Annotated in this window: 16 protein-coding genes; 1 reads left to right on the top strand and 15 read right to left on the bottom strand. The window is 71.4% G+C overall.

The genetic code is table 11. The features are described from left to right. The 3 genes from ABD151_RS04380 to ffh form a co-directional block, all read right to left on the bottom strand. The coding region (locus ABD151_RS04380; protein ID WP_343991722.1) for a hypothetical protein at positions 1–268 on the bottom strand (268 nt) is incomplete at its 3' end. Next, the gene (locus ABD151_RS04375) at positions 265–573 is read right to left on the bottom strand and encodes a hypothetical protein (RefSeq protein WP_343991721.1); all 309 of its coding nucleotides are present in this window, start codon (positions 571–573) and stop codon (positions 265–267) included. The genes ABD151_RS04375 and ABD151_RS04380, both read right to left, overlap by 4 nt. Positions 574–955: 382 nt before the next feature. Then, the gene (gene ffh / locus ABD151_RS04370) at positions 956–2506 is read right to left on the bottom strand and encodes a signal recognition particle protein (RefSeq protein WP_343991720.1); all 1551 of its coding nucleotides are present in this window, start codon (positions 2504–2506) and stop codon (positions 956–958) included. Between the two features lie 78 nt (positions 2507–2584). Between ffh and ABD151_RS04365 the strand changes: the two genes are divergently transcribed. Next, positions 2585–2905 carry a hypothetical protein gene (locus ABD151_RS04365; RefSeq protein WP_343991719.1) on the top strand — a complete coding sequence of 107 codons (321 nt, stop codon included), beginning with the start codon at positions 2585–2587 and terminating at the stop codon, positions 2903–2905. Between the two features lie 95 nt (positions 2906–3000). Here the strand turns inward: ABD151_RS04365 and ABD151_RS04360 are convergent, their stop codons facing one another. The 12 genes from ABD151_RS04360 to ABD151_RS04305 all read right to left on the bottom strand — a co-directional run. Next, entirely contained in the window at positions 3001–5235 is a 2235-nt protein-coding gene (locus ABD151_RS04360; RefSeq protein ID WP_343991718.1) for a [protein-PII] uridylyltransferase, read from the bottom strand. An 88-nt stretch (positions 5236–5323) separates the two neighbouring features. Next, complete coding sequence (locus ABD151_RS04355; protein ID WP_343991716.1) at positions 5324–5662, bottom strand: P-II family nitrogen regulator; 339 nt, start codon at positions 5660–5662, stop codon at positions 5324–5326. Then, positions 5659–7032, bottom strand: a complete 1374-nt coding sequence (locus ABD151_RS04350) for an ammonium transporter (RefSeq protein ID WP_343991714.1) — start codon at positions 7030–7032, stop codon at positions 5659–5661. Before ABD151_RS04350 ends, ABD151_RS04355 begins: the two co-directional genes overlap by 4 nt. 255 nt (positions 7033–7287) lie before the next feature. Then, positions 7288–8451 carry a signal recognition particle-docking protein FtsY gene (ftsY, locus tag ABD151_RS04345; protein ID WP_343991713.1) on the bottom strand — a complete coding sequence of 388 codons (1164 nt, stop codon included), beginning with the start codon at positions 8449–8451 and terminating at the stop codon, positions 7288–7290. 20 nt (positions 8452–8471) lie between these two features. After that, on the bottom strand, positions 8472–8948 hold the full coding sequence (locus ABD151_RS04340; protein WP_343991712.1) for an acyl-CoA thioesterase: 477 nt from the start codon (positions 8946–8948) through the stop codon (positions 8472–8474). Positions 8949–8961: 13 nt separating this feature from the next. Next, positions 8962–9600: an ABC transporter ATP-binding protein gene (locus ABD151_RS04335; RefSeq protein WP_343991711.1), complete on the bottom strand. Its 639-nt coding sequence runs from the start codon at positions 9598–9600 to the stop codon at positions 8962–8964. Then, complete coding sequence (locus tag ABD151_RS04330; RefSeq protein WP_343991710.1) at positions 9600–10397, bottom strand: ATP-binding cassette domain-containing protein; 798 nt, start codon at positions 10395–10397, stop codon at positions 9600–9602. The genes ABD151_RS04335 and ABD151_RS04330 overlap by 1 nt, the downstream gene beginning before the upstream one ends. Next, positions 10394–11263: an ABC transporter permease gene (locus tag ABD151_RS04325; RefSeq protein ID WP_343991709.1), complete on the bottom strand. Its 870-nt coding sequence runs from the start codon at positions 11261–11263 to the stop codon at positions 10394–10396. Before ABD151_RS04325 ends, ABD151_RS04330 begins: the two co-directional genes overlap by 4 nt. Then, positions 11260–12243 carry an ABC transporter permease gene (locus ABD151_RS04320; protein ID WP_343991707.1) on the bottom strand — a complete coding sequence of 328 codons (984 nt, stop codon included), beginning with the start codon at positions 12241–12243 and terminating at the stop codon, positions 11260–11262. The genes ABD151_RS04325 and ABD151_RS04320 overlap by 4 nt, the downstream gene beginning before the upstream one ends. Beyond that, positions 12240–13820 (bottom strand): ABC transporter substrate-binding protein, encoded by a 1581-nt coding sequence (locus tag ABD151_RS04315; protein ID WP_343991705.1) that lies wholly within the window; start codon positions 13818–13820, stop codon positions 12240–12242. Before ABD151_RS04315 ends, ABD151_RS04320 begins: the two co-directional genes overlap by 4 nt. 54 nt (positions 13821–13874) lie before the next feature. Continuing rightward, positions 13875–17435 (bottom strand): chromosome segregation protein SMC, encoded by a 3561-nt coding sequence (smc, locus tag ABD151_RS04310; protein ID WP_343991704.1) that lies wholly within the window; start codon positions 17433–17435, stop codon positions 13875–13877. Positions 17436–17485: 50 nt separating this feature from the next. Next, positions 17486–19077, bottom strand: a 1592-nt coding sequence (locus ABD151_RS04305) for a ComEC/Rec2 family competence protein (protein ID WP_343991702.1), incomplete at its 5' end; no start/stop codon positions are given.

The following is a 19077-nucleotide window of genomic DNA, read 5'->3' as shown; positions in this document are numbered from 1 at the left end:
CGGTCTGGCGCTCGATCTCCGAGTCGCCGTCCCGGGCGGCGTGCACGGTCCGGACGTGCTGGTCACGTCCGGCCCGCACGCCCGCCTTGGCGCCGCCTTCGAGCACCAGCACGATCTCGTCGTGCGGGGTGTCGCCCATCAGCAGCTGCTCGTGCAGCCGCCGCGCCGCGCCGGCGCGGTCCTTCCACCAGCCGTCCGGCCGGGTGCCCACCACGTTGGCGGCGTCCACGACCAGGACGGTGCCGGGGGTACGGCGCTTCGCGCTCATGCCACCGCGGAGCGGACCAACGACTGGGTCTCCTGGAAACGAGACTCCCAACCGGGGCCTTCCGCCTCGGCAGCGCGAAGCGCGGTGTGCACGATCTCGATCGCCTCAGCCAGAGCCTCGCCCTGATCCGGTGCAGTCACCGTGAGCGCGAATTCCACGCGGCCGTCTGCGAGCGACGCGACGTAGTCGGGGTCTGTCGCCCGATCGTCGACGAGGAGCTGCTCGAGGACGTGGTCCAAGTACTGCTCGAGGCCCTCTGCGCCGCCACTGACTCGCATGGCGATCTCCAGGTAGAAGGCATCCACAGCTACTCCTCTCTCCAACACGTTGCCCGTCTCAACTGTCCCACAAGACTCTTCAGGTAGTTCGACGACGACGGCGACAGATGCACTGTCTTCATGTGCTTGGTTGGGCAGGGACACTTCATCTTGAAGTACGTGCCCTTCGACACCGTCCAGCCCTGGCGCTCCGCACTGCGCAGCACAGCTTCGAGGTCCGCACGTTGATGTCTCGGGCGACCACCCATGCCGGTTCACTCCTACGGCACGACAACAGAGTGCCATGGATGCTAGGGCCACGACACGAGGTGCTGCAGGGCCTGTCCACAGGCTCGGCGGGACGCGACCGGGCAGCGCCGTAGGCGAGGGCGCTTCCGCACCCGTGGCTGCCGCCTGGGTACGGCGGCCCCTACTTCAGGAACTTCGAGAAGTCCTTCGGGAGCTGCAGGTTCTCGGCGGCCGCCTCGTAGTCGATGCCCTGCGGGTTGCCGAAGGCGCTGCCCGTGGAGGCTGCCTTCTGGGCGTCGGCCTTGCGCTGCTGGGCGGCCTTGGCCGGGTTGCCCGAGGTGCGCTTCTTCTTGCCGGTCTGCTTCTTCTGCTTCGCCGGACGGCCGGCACCGGGGAGACCCGGCATGCCGGGCATGCCCGGCATGCCGCCGCCCTTGGCCATCTGCTGCATCATCTTCTTCGCGTCGAAGAAGCGGTCCACCAGCGTGTTCACGTCGTTGACCTGGGTGCCGGAGCCCTTGGAGATGCGCAGGCGGCGCGAGCCGTCGATGATCTTCGGGTTGTCGCGCTCGGCCGGCGTCATCGACTGGATGATCGCCTGGATCTTGTCGATCTCACGCTCGTCGAAGTTGTCGAGCTGCTCGCGGAACTGCCCCATGCCGGGCAGCATGCCCATGATCTTGGAGAGCGATCCGAGCTTGCGGATCTGCTGCATCTGGGCGAGGAAGTCGGTGAGGGTGAAGTCGCCGCCGCCGGTCAGCTTCTCGGCGGCCTTGAGCGCCTCCTCCTGGTCGAACGCCTTCTCGGCCTGCTCGATCAGGGTGAGCATGTCGCCCATGTCGAGGATGCGCGAGGCCATCCGGTCCGGGTGGAAGAGATCGAAGTCGGTCATCTTCTCGCCGTTGGAGGCGAACATGACCGGCTTGCCGGTGATCGAGGCGATCGAGAGGGCCGCACCACCTCGGGCGTCGCCGTCCAGCTTGGTCAGCACGACGCCGTCGTAGCCGACGCCCTCCTGGAAGGCCAGCGCGGTGTTGACGGCGTCCTGACCGATCATCGCGTCGACCACGAAGAGCACTTCGTCGGGCTGCGTGGCGGTGCGGATCATCCGGGCCTGGCCCATCATCTCCGCGTCGATGCCCAAGCGGCCGGCGGTGTCGATGATGACGACGTCGTGCAGCGTGCGCTTGGCCTCGGCCACACCCTGCTTGGCGACCTCGACCGGGTTGCCGACGCCGTTGCCCGGCTCGGGAGCGAAGACCGGAACGCCGACCCGCTCACCGTTGACCTGGAGCTGGTTGACGGCGTTGGGACGCTGGAGGTCGCAGGCGACCAGCATCGGCGTCTTGCCCTGCTCCTTGAGCCACAGCGCCAGCTTCGCCGCGAGGGTGGTCTTTCCGGCACCCTGCAGACCCGCGAGCATGATCACGGTCGGGCCGGTCTTGGCGTAGCGCAGGCGACGGGTCTCCCCGCCGAGGATCGCGACGAGCTCCTCGTTGACGATCTTGACGATCTGCTGCGCCGGGTTCAGCGCGCCCGAGACCTCCTCGCCGCGGGCCCGCTCCTTGATCGCGCCGACGAACTCCTTGACCACCGGCAGCGCGACGTCGGCCTCGAGCAGCGCGATCCGGATCTCGCGTGCGGTGGCGTCGATGTCGGCTTCGGAGAGCCGGCCCTTGCCGCGCAGGTTCTTGAACGTGCTGGCGAGCCGGTCGGAAAGAGTGGCGAACAAGTCGGTGTCCTCGGTCTGGGCCTGACGGGGTGATCGAAGGACAAGCCTAACCGGGTGCCCACGCGTAGTCTGGACAGCATGGGTATCAGTGCACCGTTCTGGATGCCGTTCAGCCTGGTGATCGCCTTCGTCGCGGTGATCTCGCTGCTCACGGTGCTGGTGCAGCGCGACATGCGCCGGGGCGGGGGCGGCGGCGTCCACGCCAACCCGCTGGGCGCGATGGACGAGGTATTCCACCCCGCCGCGCACCGTGCCCGCCTCGAGCTGCAACACGTCGACGAGGTCTCCGAGACCGTCCCCTCCCCCGACGGCGACCTGCCCTCGACCCCCGGCGGCGTCCAGCTCGTCCGTGGCGCCGACGGCACCCCGCACACCGCGCGGATCACCCGCCGCCGCTGAACCCTGCGGATAGTCCCTGACGTTTTCGTGGTTTTTCGCACTCAGAACCACGAAAACGTCAGGGACTATCCGGCGGGTGTCGACGTGAGGGGCGGTCAGCCGGCGTCGTTGACCAGGGCGGCGCGGACGGCGTGGGCGGCGGAGGCCGAGCGGGCGTCGCTGAGGGCGCCGGCGCCGAGCTCCTGCATGTAGAAGACGTCGACCGCCTGCGGGCCGAGGGTGGCCACGTGCGCCGAGCGCACCGAGATGCCGAGCTCGGCCAGGGCCGCACAGACCAGATGCACCACGCCGGGGCGGTCCTCGGTGCGGATCTCCAGGACGGTGGCGCTGGTCGAGGCCTCGGGACGCACCGCGACGCTCGGCTGCAAGCGGTCCGGCAGGCTGCGGCGCAACCGGTCACTGACCTCGATCCGGCCGTCCACGATCGCCTGGAGCCGCTCCCGCAGCACCCGAGCGTCCAGGTCCTCGACGGCGGTGAACCACTCCGAGACGCCGTACTCGTCCTGCGGCCAGGCCCGCGCGGCCCGCACCGCCACCCGTTGCACCGCCAGCATCCCGGCGATGTCGGCCAGCAGCCCGACCCGGTCACCCGAGACCACCCGCACCCGCGAGCCGTCCTCCGTCGGGGTCACCTCGACGCCGACCTGACGCGGATCGCGCCAGACGGCGTCCGGGACCTCCACCAGCGGCGGCAGGGGCCGCGGCAGCGTGGTCTCGGCGGCACGTGCCCGCAGCGCCTGCTGACACCGGGTGACCAACTGTCGCACCAGCGCGGCCCGCCAGCTCGACCAGGCCTTCGGCGAGGCGGCCAGGCTGTCGGCCTGGGTGAGCGCGGCCAGCAGCTCCAACGCCTCCGCGGTCGGCACCTTGTCGAGCACGGCCGCCACCGTGGCCGGGTCGTCGGGATCACGGGAGGTCGCCACGTCGCCCAGCAGCAGGTGCCAGCGCACCAGGGTGGCGATCAGCTCGACCTCGACCTCGTCGAAGCCGATCCGCGCGGCGATCCTCCGGGCGATCGGCTCGCCGGCCTGGCAGTGCTCGCCGAGCTCGCCCTTGCCGATGTCGTGCAGCAGGGCGGCGACAACCAACACGTCGGGACGCGCCACCCGGCGGATCAGCGCTGCCGCCTCGATGCAGGTCTCCACCACGTGCCGGTCCACGGTGAACCGGTGGATCACCGAGGCGTGCGGCAGCAGCCGGATCTGCTCCCACTCGGGCAGCAGCAGCGCCAGTGCCCCGGTCTCCTCCAACGTCTCCCAGACGGCCCGCAGCGCAGGGCCGGCGGCGAGCATCCGCACCAGCAGGTCGCGGGCCTCGGCGGGCCATGGGTCGGGCAGCGGGGCGCACTCACGGGCCAGCCGCGCCGCCGTCACCGGGGAGAGGACCAGGTCGTTCTCGGCTGCCGCTGCGGCCGCGCGCAGCAACAGCACCGGGTCGGCGCCGGGCGCGACCTTGCCGTCGAGCACCACCTCGCCCCGGGAGGCGGCCACGCCGCGCGCCAGCGGCAGCAGCTGCGGACGTCGCACCCCGCGCACCGCGGGCCCCGAGAGGACGGCGTCGACGCGGCGCCAGGTGAGCCGCGACAGGTGCGCCACCCGGCGGCCCAGCTCTCGCACGTGCACCTGGGCAGCCAGCCCGGAGTCGAGACCCAGCCGTTCCGCAAGGGGCTCCCAGTGCTCCGGCGCGATCCGGTCGCTGGCCCGCCCCGCCACCTCGTGGGCCAGGTCGCGGACGTCGAGCAGCGCCTGCCGGCTGCGCTCCAGGTCCGGGTCCGAGGCGTCGACCAGCCAGGTCGCCACGAGCGCCTTCAGCACCGTGGCGTCCCGGATGCCGCCCTCGGCCTCCTTGATGTCGGGCACCGAGCTGTGCGCCAGCTCGCCGGTCACCTCGTGGCGCTGGTCGGTCATCTTGTGCAGCTCCGGCAGCCGGCGCCTGGCGTCGCGGCGCCAGGCGGCCAACAGGGTGGTCCGCAGTCGCAGGGTGAGGTTCGGGTCCCCCGCCAGGTGGCGAGCGTCGAGCATCCCGAGCGCCACGCGGAGATCGGCCTGCGCCATCTCCAGCACCCCGCTCCAGGAGCGGACCGAGTGGTCGAGGCGATGCCCGGCGTCCCAGAGCGGGTACCAGACCTGCTCGGCGAGCGCCCCCGGCTCGACGTCGTCCTCATGCAGCAGCACCACGTCGATGTCGGAGTACGGTGCCAGCTCGCCACGCCCGTAGCCGCCGACGGCGACCAGGGCGATCCCGGTGTCGGGCCCACCATTCGCGGTGTAGGCGTCGCGGCAGACGGTGTCGGCCAGCTGCGTGCGTTCTGCTCGTTCGGCTGCGCTCATCTCAGGCCCCCTGTCCTGGTTCAGATGGCCGACCGGCCCGGCCACGACATGCGAGTCGTGACCGGGCCGGTCGAGGGTCGTGCTGGGATCAGATCGCCGCGCCGTCGCGGTCGCCGGTGCGGACCCGGACCACGGTGTCGACGGAGCTGACCCACACCTTGCCGTCACCGATCCGGCCGGTCTGTGCGGCCTTCACGACGATGCCCACGATGTCGTCGGCGTCAGCGTCGTCGACCACGATCTCCAGGCGGATCTTGGGGACCAGCGCGATGTCGTACTCGGCCCCGCGGTAGACCTCGGTGTGGCCCTTCTGCCGCCCGTAGCCGCTGACCTCGCTGACGGTCATCCCGGTGACGCCGAAGGTCTCCAGCGCCTCGCGGACCTCTTCCCACTTGTGCGGCTTGATGACCGCGGTGATCAGCTTCATGCCGACACTCCTTCCGAAACGGTGTCCTTGCTGAGGATGCTGCCGCGACCGGTGCGGCTGGTGCCGGCCAGGTCGTAGCCCGACTCGCCGTGCTCCACGAAGTCGATGCCCTCGACCTCGGCCTCCTCGTCGATCCTCCAGCCCATGGTCGCCTTGATGGCCAGGGCGATGATCAGGGTGGCGATCGCCGACCAGATCATCGCGAAGACCGCGACCACGATCTGCACGACCAGGAGCTTGGCACCATCACCGTAGAAGATGCCGCCCTCCTTGGCGAGGAAGCCGATGCCCACGGTGCCGATCAGACCACCGACCAGGTGGACGCCGATCACGTCGAGCGAGTCGTCGAAGCCGAAGCGGTACTTCAGGCCGACGGCCACCGCACAAGCCATGCCGGCCACCAGGCCGAGGATGATCGAGCCGACCGGGGTGAGCGAGCCACAGGCCGGGGTGATCGCGACCAGACCGGCGACGATGCCGGAGGCGGCACCGAGGCTGGTGGCCTTGCCGTCGCGGATCTTCTCGAGCAGCAGCCAGCCGAGCATCGCAGCACAGGTGGCGACGGTGGTGTTGACCCAGACCAGTCCGGTCTCGGAGACGAACTGGGCATACATCTCGTCGGGGTCGCTGCTGGCGAAGACGATCGAGCCGACGTTGAATCCGAACCAACCGAACCAGAGCAGACCGGCGCCGATCATGGTGAGCGGCAGGTTGTGCGGCTTCATCGGGGTCTTGCCGAAGCCGAGGCGCTTGCCGACGACCAGAGCCAGGATCAGACCGGCGATACCGGCGTTGATGTGCACCACGGTGCCACCGGCGTAGTCGATCGGCGCGATCTCGGCGACCTTGTCGGCGCCCTCGCCGATGGTGCCGAAGACCATGGCGGCCAGGCCGTCGGCGCTACCGGAGAGGAAGCCGCCGCCCCAGACCATGTGAGCGAGGGGGAAGTAGGAGAGCGTCACCCAGATCGGCACGAAGACCATCCAGGCGGAGAACTTCACGCGGTCCGCGATGGCACCGCTGATCAGCGCGGCGGTGATCACCGCGAAGGTCATCTGGAAGGCGACCGAGATGTAGAGGCTCGGGTCCAGGTCGCTGATCCCGAAGTTGTGGAACGGGTTGGCGAAGAACTGGCCGATCGCCTTGCCCGACTCGCCGTTGGCGTCCGGGTAGATGTCGCCGTAGGACATGTTCCAGCCCCACAGCACGTAGACGATGCCGACGATGCCGAGCGCACCGAACGACATCATCATCATGTTCAGTACGGACTTCGAGCGGCTCATGCCGCCGTAGAACAGTGCGAGACCGGGTGCGGTCATCAACAGGACCAAGGACGCTGCGATCAGCATCCAGGCGTGGTAGCCGTCCATGGAACCTCCAACGATTTGGCAGTGGCTTCCCCGGCCCGACCACATTGTCGAGTCCGGTTCGCCCTCAGGTGACGCCAACTTTTGTCGAGGGAGATTTCGCGTCAACAGATCCTGTGTTTCGCTTCGGAAACATGATCCGGCTGCGTGTTTCGCGTCTGTTACGCCCCGCTCACCCCGGAAATGCCGCGGACGTCATGCGTTGCGAGCAGACGGGTGCTCGCTCCGCATGACGTCCGGGAGCGGTGGAGGCGGGGCTCAGCCCAGCAGGGCGTCCACGAACGCCTCGGCGTCGAACGGGGCCAGGTCGTCGGGGCCCTCGCCCAGGCCGACCAGCTTGACGGGGACGCCCAGCTCACGCTGCACGGCGACCACGATCCCGCCCTTGGCGGAGCCGTCGAGCTTGGTGAGCACGATGCCGGTCACGTTGACCGCCTCGGAGAAGACCCGGGCCTGCATCAGTCCGTTCTGGCCGGTGGTGGCGTCCAGCACCAGCAGCACCTCGGTGACCGGGGCCTGCTTCTCGATGACCCGCTTCACCTTGCCGAGCTCATCCATCAGGCCGGCCTTGTTCTGCAGGCGGCCGGCGGTGTCCACGAGCACCACGTCGCGGTTCTCCACGACGCCCTGCTTGACCGCCTCGAAGGCGACGCTGGCGGGGTCGGAGCCCTCGGCGCCACGGATCACCGGAACGCCGACCCGCTCGCCCCAGGTCTGCAACTGGTCGACGGCGGCGGCACGGAAGGTGTCGGCGGCGCCGAGCACGACCTGCTTCTCCTCGGCCACCAGGATCCGGGCGATCTTGCCCACCGAGGTGGTCTTGCCGGCGCCGTTCACGCCGACCACCAGCACCACGCCGGGGTTGCCGTCCTCACCGCTGACGGCGAGGCGGCGGTCCATGGTCGGGTCGACCAGGTTGATCAGCTCCTCGCGCAGCACCGCGCGCGCGTCGGCAGCCGTCGAGCCCTCCACCCGCAGCCGGGTGCGCAGCCGCTCGGTCAGCTCCTGGGTCGGCGCGACGCCGATGTCGGCGGTGAGGAGGGTGTCCTCGAGGTCCTCCCAGGTCTCCTCGTCGAGCTTGTCGCGCGAGAGCAGGGCAAGCAGGCCCTTGCCGAGGGCGCCCTGCGAGCCGGCAAGGCGCTGGCGCAGCCGGACCAGGCGGCTCTGCGTGCCCTCCGGCTTGTCGAGCACCGGGGCCGCAGGCGCAGGCTCCGCCTCGACGGCCGGCGCGGCGCCGGCGTCGAGATCGGTGACGTCCTGATCGGGTATCTGGGTCGGCACCTCACCGGTCGGCACCTCGCGCGGTGCCGGGGCGGTCGGCGCCGCACCGCGACGGCGGCTCACCACCAGTCCGGCGACCGCGAGCACCCCCACCACGAGGATGCCGATGATCAGGTAGAGCCAGTCAGCCAGGAAGTCCATGGGGCAATCCAATCAGAGGTTCAGCGTGCGCCGGTGCGCAGGAGCGGGGTGACCGCGGCCCGGATCACGTCCGGGATCGGCACCACCGGGCGGTTGCCGGCACCGTGGGCGTTGTCGACGTAGACCTGCACGAAGCGGCCCTCGGCGGCCGCCTCGTCGGAGTCACCCTGGAACAGGCCGATCCGATAGACGATCGAGGAGGTGCCGACCTTGTCGGCGACCAGGCCCATCTCGATCGGCTCGGGGAAGCCGATCTCGCGGAAGTAGCGGCACGAGGTCTCCGCGACCACGCCGATCTGCGGCAGCAGCCGCACGTTGGTCCCGGTCGCCTCGAACAGGTGCGCGTTGACGGCGGTGTCGAAGAGCTCGTAGTAGGTAGCGTTGTTCAGGTGCCCGTAGGCGTCGTCGTCGCGCCACCGGGTGGTCGCGGTGCGCCAGGCGACGTAGTCGCTGCGGACCGGGCGGGCGGGACGGGTGGGCTGCTCAGCGGTGGACACGGCGTCGATCCAATCAGATGACGCCGCCGTCACCGAGATCGAGGACCCGGTCGCAGACCACCTTGAGCAGCGCATCGTCGTGCGAGATCACCAGCACGCCGATGCCCCGCTCGCGTGCGCGCTCCAGCAGCAGCCGCCAGATCCGGGCCTGGGTGACGGCGTCGAGGCTGGCGGTGATCTCGTCGGCGATCAGGAAGTCCGGGTCGGCGAGCAGGGCACGGGCCAGGTTCACCCGTTGCAGCTGGCCACCGCTGACCTCGTGCGGGAAGCGATCGAGCCACCCCGGATCGACCAGTCCGGCGAGGATCTGCTCCCGATCGGCACTCGCATTGAGCGCCGAGACCGGCTCGGCCAGCACGTCGGCGATCCGCCACCGTGGGTTCATAGCGTGCACCGGATGCTGGGTGACCAGCTGGACGCGGTGACACGACGTGTCGCGCCTACGCGGTTCGGAGAAGCCGACCGTCCCCCGCTGCGGGCGCAGCAGTCCGGCCAGGATCCGCGCCAGCGTGGTCTTGCCCGCACCCGACGGGCCGCGCAGCCCGACCACCTCGTCCGACCCCAGAGCCAGGGAGACGGCCTCCAGCAGCCACGGCGCTCGGCGACGGTGGGTGAAGCAGACGCCCTCGGCGCTCAACGTCAGCGGCGTCATCACGAGACCTCCTCGGCGACGGCGAAGCCGTTGGCCGGCAGCGCCGCCCACAGCGCGCGGCTGTACGGATGACGCACGGCACCCTGCCCGAACGCGGACGGCGCCGCCGTCTCCACGGTGCGCCCGCCCTGGCAGATCACCATCCGGTCGGCCACCTCGACCACCTGGGTGAGGTCGTGGGAGACCGCGATCACCGCTGCGCCGGCGTCCGCGATCGCGCGCAGCTCCGCGAAGATCGCCCGCACGGAGTCCTCGTCGAGGCCCGGCGTCGGCTCGTCGGCGAAGACCAGGTCCGGGGATCCGGCCAGCGCCATCGCCAACAGCACCCGCCGCGCCATCCCGCCGGAGAGCTCGTGCGGGTAACGGCGCGCGACCTCGGCGTCGAGGTTGCGTGCGGCCAGGGCGGCGACGACCTCGTCACGACCCTGAGCTCGCCCTGCCAGGCGCAGGGCCCGGCCGATCTGGGCCCCGACCCGGGCGGTGGGATCGAGGTAGGTGACCGACTGGGGCAGCATCACCAGCTCGCGCCCGACCAGCGCGCGACGTCGCTGCTCGGTCAGCTCCTCGCCGCGGTACCTGACCGTGCCGGCCACCCGCGCGTTGCCGGGCAGCATCCCGAGCACCGCCTCGCCGAGCAGGGTCTTGCCGGCGCCGCTCTCCCCCACCAGCGCGACCAGCTCGCCGGGAGCGGCGGCCAGGTCCATCGCCTCGACGGGGGTGATCGTGCGCCGCCGCAGTCCGCGGTCGTACTGGCGGAACGAGACCGACAGGTCACGGATCTCCAACAGGACACTCACTGGTGGTGGCTCCTCGGGTCGCTGAGACGACGCACGTTGTCGCCGATCGCATCCACGGACTTCACGATCAGCAGCAGGCAGACACCCGGCAGCACGGCCAGCCACCACATGCCGCTGGACAGGTAGCGCATCGACTCCGAGAGAAGGATGCCGATGGCGGGACGCGCCGGGTCGACGCCGAGTCCGAGGAAGGAGAGCGCCGCCTCGTGCAGGATCGCGTGCGGGAACAGCAGCACCAGTCCGACCCCGAAGTGCGGCAGCAGATGCCGCACCACGTGCCGGCGCATCACGAACCCTCCGGAGCGGCCGAAGCCGCGCGAGAGCGCCACGTAGTCCGAGCTCACCACCACGCGTGCCTGGGCCTGCAGCACCCGGGTCAGCGCGGGCCAGTGGGTGAGCGCGACCGCGATCACCACCGCCTTGGTGCCGCCGCCGAGCGCGAAGGCGATCAGGATCAGCAGGACCAGGTGCGGCAGCGCGAGGAAGAGGTCGACCAGCCAGTTCACCGCCGCGGCGACCCAGCGTCCGAAGACCGCGGACGCCGCCGCGAGGGTGAGCGCGATCAGCGCAGACGCGGTGGCGGCGGTGACGCCGACCACCAGGCTCAGCCGCAGACCGACCAGGGTGCGGGCGAAGACGTCGCGGCCCAACCAGTCGGTGCCGAACCAGGCGTCCAGGCTCGGGGCGCTGCGCCGATCGTCGAGCGAGGTGGTGCCGGCCACGCCGTCGGCCCAGAAGCTGGCGGCGACCACGGCCACCAGGAAGAGCACCAGCCCGGCGGTGATCCACAGGGTGCGCCGTCGTCGGCCGTCGCCCAGCTCGGGGTGGGGCCCGGGAACGGGCTCGGTGTGCGTGGAGGTGCTCATCGCACGCCCTCCTTGACCAGGGCGACCCGCGGGTCCACCTTGCTGTGCACGAGATCGCCGAGCAGGTTGCCCGCGAAGACGAAGAGCGCCATCGCCAGCGAGATCCCCATCAACAGCGGCACGTCCTGACGCAGGGCCGCGGTGGTGATCGCCTGGCCGAGCCCCGGATAGTTGAAGACCTGCTCGGCAAGCACCGAGCCACCGAAGAGCTCGCCCAGTGAGGCGAACTGCAGCATCAGCGCCGGGGCCGCCGCGTTGCGCAGCACCCGGTGCACGATCACGCCACGGGGCGACTCCCCCAGCGAGCGGGCGAAGGTGACCTGGTCGCTGGCCATCACCTCGATCACCGCGTGCCGGGTGTGCAGGATCACCGGGGCGACGCCGACGATGCTCAGGGTGAGCGCCGGCAGCAGCAGGTGGTGCAGTCGCTCGATCAGGGTGATCTCGTCCGGGAGGGCGCCGACCGGACCGGCGCAGCAGACGGGGGTCCACTGCAACGAGACCGAGAAGACGTAGAGCAGCAGCAGCCCCACCCAGAAGACCGGTGCCGAGGCGAGGGTGTAGGCCCACCAGGAGACGCCGCGGTCGATCCAGGTGCCGGGGCGCGACCCGGCCAGGACGCCCAGCGCGAAGCCCAGCACCCCGGAGATCACCCAGGCGGCCGCCATCAGCGCGAGGCTGGAGAGGAACTTCTCCCCGATCACCTCGGTGACCGGGGCGTCGAAGACCTGCGAGGTGCCGAGGTTGCCCTGCAGCACCTGGCCGGCCCAGGCGGTGAACCGCTCGACGGGCGGATCGTCCAGCCCCCAGCGCTCGGCGATCTGCTCGCGCTGCTCCGGCGAGACCTGGACGCTGTCGGCGCCCACGTAGGCCTCGATCGGGTCCACCGGGGACGCCGAGAGCAGCGCGAAGGTGCCGACCGCCACCCCGATCAACAGGGTGGCGAGTCGGACGGCCCGCCCCGACCAGAACCGGATCAACAGGTGCGCTTCCAGTTCGCGAGACCAGCGGTGATCGGCCAGCCGTGACCGTGCGGCTCGATGAACGGCGTGCCGATGTCGAGGCAGTCGCTCACGAAGTAGGTGTGCTCCAGGTTGACCAGCCAGACCCACGGCACGTCATCGGTGCGCTGCGCCTGCTGCCAGTGCTCGATCGCCTCGTCCTGGCTTCGCGCGGCCTGGGCCGCGTCCAGCTCGGCGTCCACCTCGGCGTTGGCGTAGTAGCCGGGGTTGTACATCTCCACGCCGGCCTTGGAGGAGTGCAGCAGGTTGTAGAGCTCGGTCGGGTCGTGGCTGCCCCAGCCGAAGAGGACGGCGTCGGTGTGCTGCGCCTTCTCGATCTCCTCCCAGCTGCGGCCGGCGGTGGTGATCGTGATGCCGAGCGGCTTGACCATGTCGACCAGGCTCAGGGCCAGGCCCTGGCGCAGGGTGTCCCCGGCCGGGTAGAGCAGGTTGAACTCTGCCTTGACGCCGTCCTTCTCGCGGACGCCGTCACCGTCGCCGTCCTTCCAGCCTGCCTCGTCGAGGAGCTTCTTGGCGCCGTCGAGGTCGGCGTCGTCGACCACCGTCTCCTCGGCGAACCAGGGCGCGGCGTCGGCGGGACCGTAGGCCGGGGTGCCGTAGCCCTCGAGGATGCCGTCCACCAGCTTCTCGCGGTCGACGGCGATGTTCATCGCCCGGCGCACCGCGACGTCCGAGGTGACGTCGTTGCCGATCGGCGCCCCGCTCGGCGACTTCTTGCCCTCGGCCGGCACGGTCGGCAGGGACATGCCGCGGTTGTCGACGGAGGTGATCGCCTGGACCGACATCCCCTGGACCGTGCTGCCGGCCAGCGAGGACGGAACGCCGACGACGTCGACCTCGCCCGCCTGCGCGGCCGCCAGGGCGGCGTCCTCGGAGTCGAAGAAGACGAAGGTGACCTTGTCGAAGCTCGGCGCGGTGCCGTAGTAGTCCTCGTTGCGCTCGACGATCAGCTGCTGGCCGCGCTCCCAGTGCACCAGCTTGAACGGCCCCGAGCCGATCGGGGCGGCGGCGTAGCCCTCACCGTGCGCGGCCTCGGGCACGATGCCGAGGCTGATCAGCCGGTTGATGAAGGTGCTCTGGGGCTGCTTCAGGTGCAGCGCGACGGTGTCCTCGTCGACGACCTCGGCGCTCTTGAGCGCGGTCACGTCCGTGAGGCCGCCGGACTTCGCGGCGGTGCTGAAGGTGTAGACGACGTCCTCGGCGGTGACCGGGGTGCCGTCGGTGAAGGTGGCGTCGGTGCGCAGGTCGACGGTCCAGGTCAGCCCGTCCTTGCTCACCTGGTAGCCGGTGGCCAGGTCGTTGCCGACCGACAGGTCGGCGTTGCGCACCAACAACGTGGACTGGAACAGCGGCGATCCGTAGCGGCCCCAGCCCAGCGTCGGGTCGTAGCCCTCCGCGCTCTCACCGCCGACGGCGAGCACCAGCTCGCGATCGGCGCCGCCGACGCTGCCGTCGTCGTCGCTGCCGCAGGCGGCCAGCAGCCCGCCGGTGATCAGGAGAGCAGCCGACACAGCGGCCACACGCGAGGTGCGCATCATCCCAGCCCTTCTTGCAATCGTTTTGCAATAAGGTACTGGAGGCGTTTGCGACTACGCCGGTTGGGTGTCCCTCAACCGCTGGCTGATCACCGCGGAGACGCCGTCACCGCGCATGGTGACGCCGTAGAGAGCGTCGCCGACCTCCATGGTCCGCTTCTGGTGGGTGATCACCAGCAGCTGCGAGTTCTCGCGCAGCTCCTCGTAGATCTCCAGCAACCGGCCCAGGTTGGTGTCGTCGAGCGCCGCCTCCACCTCGTCGAGGATGTAGAACGGCGAGGGCCGGGCCTTGAAGAGCGAGACCAGGAAGGCCACCGCGACCAGCGAGCGCTCGCCACCCGAGAGCAGCGAGAGCCGCTTGACCTTCTTGCCGGCCGGACGCGCCTCCACCTCGATCCCGGTGTTGAGCATGTCGCTGGGATTGGTCAGCACCAACTGCCCCTCCCCTCCCGGGAAGAGCCTCTTGAAGACGTGGTCGAAGGCGACCTTGACGTCCTCCCAGGCCTCGGTGAAGACCTGCTCCACGCGGATGTCGACCTCGCGGACGATGTCGAGCAGGTCGCGACGGGTGCGCTTGAGATCCTCCAGCTGCTCGTTGAGGAACTTGTGCCGCTCCTCCATCGCGGAGAACTCCTCGAGCGCGAGCGGGTTCACCTTGCCGAGCATGTTGAGGTTGCGCTCGGCCGTCTTGAGCCGCTTGGCCTGCTCCTCGCGCACGAACGGAATCGGCTCGCCCTCCTCGGGGCCGTCCTCGCCCTCGACCAGCACCGGGATCGGCACCTCGGGGCCGTAGTCACGGACCAGGGCGTCGATCTCCAGGCCGAGCTCCTCCATCGCGCGCTCCTCGAGCTGCTCGATGCGCATCCGCTGCTGGGCGCGTGCCATCTCGTCGCGGTGCGCGGAGTTGACCAGCTCGTCGTGCTCACGGCTGAGGTCGCGCAGCTGGGTGCGCACCGTGCGCAGCGCCTCCTCGCGCCCGGTGCGCGAGGCCTCGATCTCCGCGCGCTCCTCGGCGGCCCGCTGCACGGAGGCCTCCAGGCGCTCCAGCACCACCACGACCGCCTCGCCCACTGCCTGGGCCGCCTCCGCCTCGCGGGCGATCCGCTCGCGGCGGGCCGCGGCCTTGGCCCGGGCCTCGCGCTCCTGGCGAGCCGCGCGGCGCAGGCCGTCGGCGCGCCCGTGCAGGGCGCGGGCCCGCTCCTCGGAGGTGCGCAGCGCGAGCCGCGCGTCCATCTCGGCCTGGCGGGCGCCCCGCGACTCCTCGGCCAACCGCTCGCGGTCGCCGGTGTCGGGCTCGTCGTCGGGCGCCTGCTCGGCGGTGGCCAACCGCTGCTCCAGCTCGACCAGGCCCGAGGAGTCCTTCTCCCGCGCCTCCTCGGCCCGGGCGATCGAGGAGGTCAGCCGCTCCGCCTCACCGCTGGCCGCACGGGCCTGGGAGCCGTACTGGCCCAGCTCCTCGGCGACGGCGGCGAGGTTGGCATCCGACTCGTGCAGCTTGGCCAGCGCGTCGTCGACCCGCTTCTGGGCCTCCAACCGCTCGGCGCCCAGGGCTGCGCTCGACTCCTGCAGTTCCTGCTCGGCCTCGGCGGCGCGGGCGAGTGCCGCCACCGTCTCGTCGAGAGCGGCCTGGACCTCCAGCAGCGACTGCCCTCCGGTGGAGCCGCCGGAGGCGAAGTGACTGCCGAGCAGGTCGCCGTCGCGGGTGACGGCGACCAGGTCGGGGTGGGCGCCGACCAGAGCCCGCGCGCCGTCGAGATCGTCGACCAGTGCGATCCGCTCCAGCAGCCGTGCCACCGAGCCACCCAACTCGGCGGGCGCGGTGACCACGTCGACCGCGTACCGGGCCGAGCCGTTCAGCGCCGGCCAGTCGGCTTCTGGCGCCAACGCACCGGGGCCACCGCCGACCAGCAGATCGCTGCGACCGAGGTCGCCCTTCTTGAGGTGCCCCATCGCGTGCACGGCAGCAGCCGAGTCGGCCACCGCCACCGCATCGGCGGCGGTGCCCAGAGCGGCGGCGACGGCGGTCTCGTAGCCGGGTTCGACGCTCAGCAGCGCGGCCACCGAGCCCAGCAGCCCGGAGAGGTCGCCGCCGGCGGAGAGCAGCGCGCCCGCGCCGTCCTTGCGGGTCAGGCTCATCTCCAGCGCGTCGCGGCGTGCGGCCAGCGCGCCCCGCTCACGGTCCAGCCGAGTGAGCTCGTCGCGGGCAGCAGCCAGCCGTTCCTCGATCTCGTCGAGGATGCCGACCGCCTCCTCGTGCTCGGCGTCCAGACCCTCCTCGCCCTCGTCGAGCCCTGCCACTCGGCTCTCCAGCTGCTCGAAGTCCTGCTGGGCCTTCTCGGCCCGCGACAGCGCCTCGGCCCGCGCCGCGCGGAGCCGGCCCAGCTCCTCGTCGGCTGCCGCGGCGCGCGACTTGATGGCGTTGACCTGGCCGTGCAGCCGGGCCAGGCCCTCGCGGCGGTCGGCCGCGGCCCGCTGCAGCCCGGCGATCCGGCGGTCCTCCTCGGCGGCAGCCTCCTCGGCGGCCTTGCGCGCGGCGACCGCGGCAGCCAGGGCCGCACGCTGACGGTCGATCTCAGCGTTGATCTCCAGCTCGTCGGCCAGCACCCGCTCGGCCTCGGCCTCCAGCTTCTCCGGGTCACGCCCGCTCTCGACCTCGGGCCCCTGGGCGCTCTGCGCGTTGCGCAGCCGCTCGGAGGCCAGCGACTGGGTGCCGCGCAGCCTCTCCTTGAGCCCGGAGAGCCCGAACCAGGTGTCCTGGGCACGCGAGAGCGCGGGCAGATCCTCGCGCAGCGCGGCCTCCAGCGCGGACTCGTTGTCGCGGGCCTTGGTGATCGCGGCCTCGACCTCGGCGCGGCGCTGGACCAGGGCGCTCTCGTCGGCCATCTCCTGCTCCAGGGAGGTGGTCACGGTGACCAGGTCGTCGGCGAGCAGCCGGGCCCGGGCGTCACGCACGTCGGCCTGGATGGTGGCGGCCTTGCGGGCGACCTCCGCCTGGCGGCCGAGCGGCTTGAGCTGGCGCCGGATCTCGGAGATCAGGTCGCCGAGCCGGTTGAGGTTGCCCTCGGTGGCGTCCAGCTTGCGAAGCGCCTTCTCCTTGCGCTTGCGGTGCTTGAGGACGCCGGCCGCCTCCTCGATGAAGCCGCGGCGGTCCTCCGGGGTGGCGTGCAGGATGGTGTCGAGCTGGCCCTGCCCGACGATCACGTGCATCTCGCGCCCGATGCCGGAGTCGCTGAGCAGCTCCTGGACGTCGAGCAGCCGGCAGGAGTTGCCGTTGATCGCGTACTCGGAGCCGCCGTTGCGGAACATGGTGCGGCTGATCGTCACCTCGGAGTACTCGATCGGCAGCGCGCCGTCCGAGTTGTCGATGGTGAGGGCGACCTCGGCACGCCCCAGCGGCGGACGCCCCGAGGAGCCGGCGAAGATGACGTCCTCCATCTTGCCGCCGCGCAGCGACTTGGCCGCCTGGACGCCCATCACCCAGGAGAGGGCGTCGACGACGTTCGACTTGCCGGAGCCGTTCGGTCCGACGATGCAGGTGATGCCAGGCTCGAGCTGCAGGGTGGTCGAGGAGGCGAAGGACTTGAACCCCTTCAGGGTCAGGCTCTTCAGATACACGCGCACTCCTTGGGCCGACGATCGAGGCGAGCCTACGCCGAGCCGCCGACTCACCGCACCACCTCGAGCACACCGGAGCGCCGCCGCACGGCGATGTCTCCGCCGCGATCGGTGCGTGCGACCCGCACCCCCGCCTCACCCAGCGCCGTCAGCAGCTCGGGCGCCGGGTGCCCGTAGTCGTTGCCCGCGCCGACCGAGATCACCGCCAACGAGGGCCGCAGACCGAGCAGGAAGTCGAGCTCCTGGGCCCGGCTGCCGTGGTGCGGAATCTTGAGCAGGTCCACCTGCAGCGGGCCGAGGAGACGCCCCAGGGCCTGCTGGGCGGGCGGCTCGATGTCGCCGGTCAGCAGCATCCGCACGCCGCCGACCTCGGCCAACAGGACCACCGAGGCGTCGTTGGGCTCGGTGGTGGCGAGGACCGGCCCGAGCACCTGGAGCCGCACCGCCCCGATCCGGCGGCTCTCCCCCACCACCGCGACGCGACCGCCGACAACCGCGTCCTGCGCCCCGACCGGCGAGACCCAGACCTCGCCGACCCGCCGTCCGCGGCGGACGCCGGCCAGCCCGTCGACGTGGTCGGCGTGGGCGTGGGTGAGCACCAGCAGCGGCACCTCGGTGATCGCCAGGTCGTCGAGACAGCGGTCGACGGCACGCGGGTCCGGGCCGGCGTCGACGACCACCGCGACGCCGTCGCCGGCATGCAGCACGAGCGCATCGCCCTGCCCCACGTCGCAGACCACCAGCAGCCAGCCCGCCGGCGGCCAGCCCCAGCGTGGGATCGGCACCACGATCACCGCGAGCAGCAGTGCGGCAAGCGCGCAGCAGAGCGCCCGGCGGGGCAACAGCGCCGGTGCGAGCGCAGCCAGGACGACGCAGACGCCGGTGAGCAGCGCCACCGCACCCGCGCCCGACGCCCACGCGACGGCGGGCATCGGCAGCGCGGCACCGAGCTCGGCGACCGCCACGATCCCGGCCGCGCACCAGCCACCGGGCCAGCAGACGGCGACGCCGAGCGGCTCGAACGCCAACCCGAGGACGCCGCCCAGCAGGCCGAGGATGGTGGCCGGCGCCACCAGCGGAGCGGCCAGCAGATTGGCCAGCACCGCGACCAGGCTGACCTGCCCGGAGATCGCGGCGACCAGCGGCGTGCACGCGAGCTGGGCGGCCAGCGGCACCGCCAGCGCCTCCGCCACCGGGCGCGGCAGCCAGCCGCCCAGCGCGGACGCCCACCCGGGGGCCAGCAGCAGGATCGCCGCGGTGGCCAGCACCGAGAGCGCGAAGCCGACGGTCGTGGCCAGCCACGGGTCCCACAGCAGCAGCGCGATCACCGCCAGCCCGAGCGCCCGCACCCCGCGCTGGGTCCCGTTGTGGGCCAGCCCGATCAGGGCGGCCGCTCCCATCGCCGCCGCCCGCACCACACTGGGCTCGGTGCGGGCGAGCAGCACGAAGCCGGCGATGCCGAGCACGGCGACCAGGTACTGCCCGCGCCCGCGCACCCCGAGCCAGCGGCCGAGCAGGACCAGGAACCCGACCACCAAGGTCAGGTTGGTGCCGGAGACGGCGAGCAGGTGGGTGAGCCCGGAGACCCGGAAGTCGGCCCGGGTCTCCTCGCTGAGCGCGCTCTCGTCGCCGGCGACGAGAG

This window comes from Nocardioides dubius (assembly GCF_039528155.1).
Taxonomy (GTDB): Bacteria; Actinomycetota; Actinomycetes; order Propionibacteriales; family Nocardioidaceae; genus Nocardioides; species Nocardioides dubius.
This window is presented reverse-complemented; position numbering and strand designations above follow the sequence as displayed.

Bases quoted from the DNA above. Each gene is read 5' to 3' on its own strand.
- ABD151_RS04365 (WP_343991719.1), top strand. From the start codon at position 2,585: ATGGGTATCAGTGCACCGTTCTGGATGCCGTTCAGCCTGGTGATCGCC.
- ABD151_RS04360 (WP_343991718.1), bottom strand. From the start codon at position 5,235: ATGAGCGCAGCCGAACGAGCAGAACGCACGCAGCTGGCCGACACCGTC.
- ABD151_RS04355 (WP_343991716.1), bottom strand. From the start codon at position 5,662: ATGAAGCTGATCACCGCGGTCATCAAGCCGCACAAGTGGGAAGAGGTC.
- ABD151_RS04350 (WP_343991714.1), bottom strand. From the start codon at position 7,032: ATGGACGGCTACCACGCCTGGATGCTGATCGCAGCGTCCTTGGTCCTG.
- ftsY (WP_343991713.1), bottom strand. From the start codon at position 8,451: ATGGACTTCCTGGCTGACTGGCTCTACCTGATCATCGGCATCCTCGTG.
- ABD151_RS04335 (WP_343991711.1), bottom strand. From the start codon at position 9,600: ATGACGCCGCTGACGTTGAGCGCCGAGGGCGTCTGCTTCACCCACCGT.
- ABD151_RS04325 (WP_343991709.1), bottom strand. From the start codon at position 11,263: ATGAGCACCTCCACGCACACCGAGCCCGTTCCCGGGCCCCACCCCGAG.
- ABD151_RS04315 (WP_343991705.1), bottom strand. From the start codon at position 13,820: ATGCGCACCTCGCGTGTGGCCGCTGTGTCGGCTGCTCTCCTGATCACC.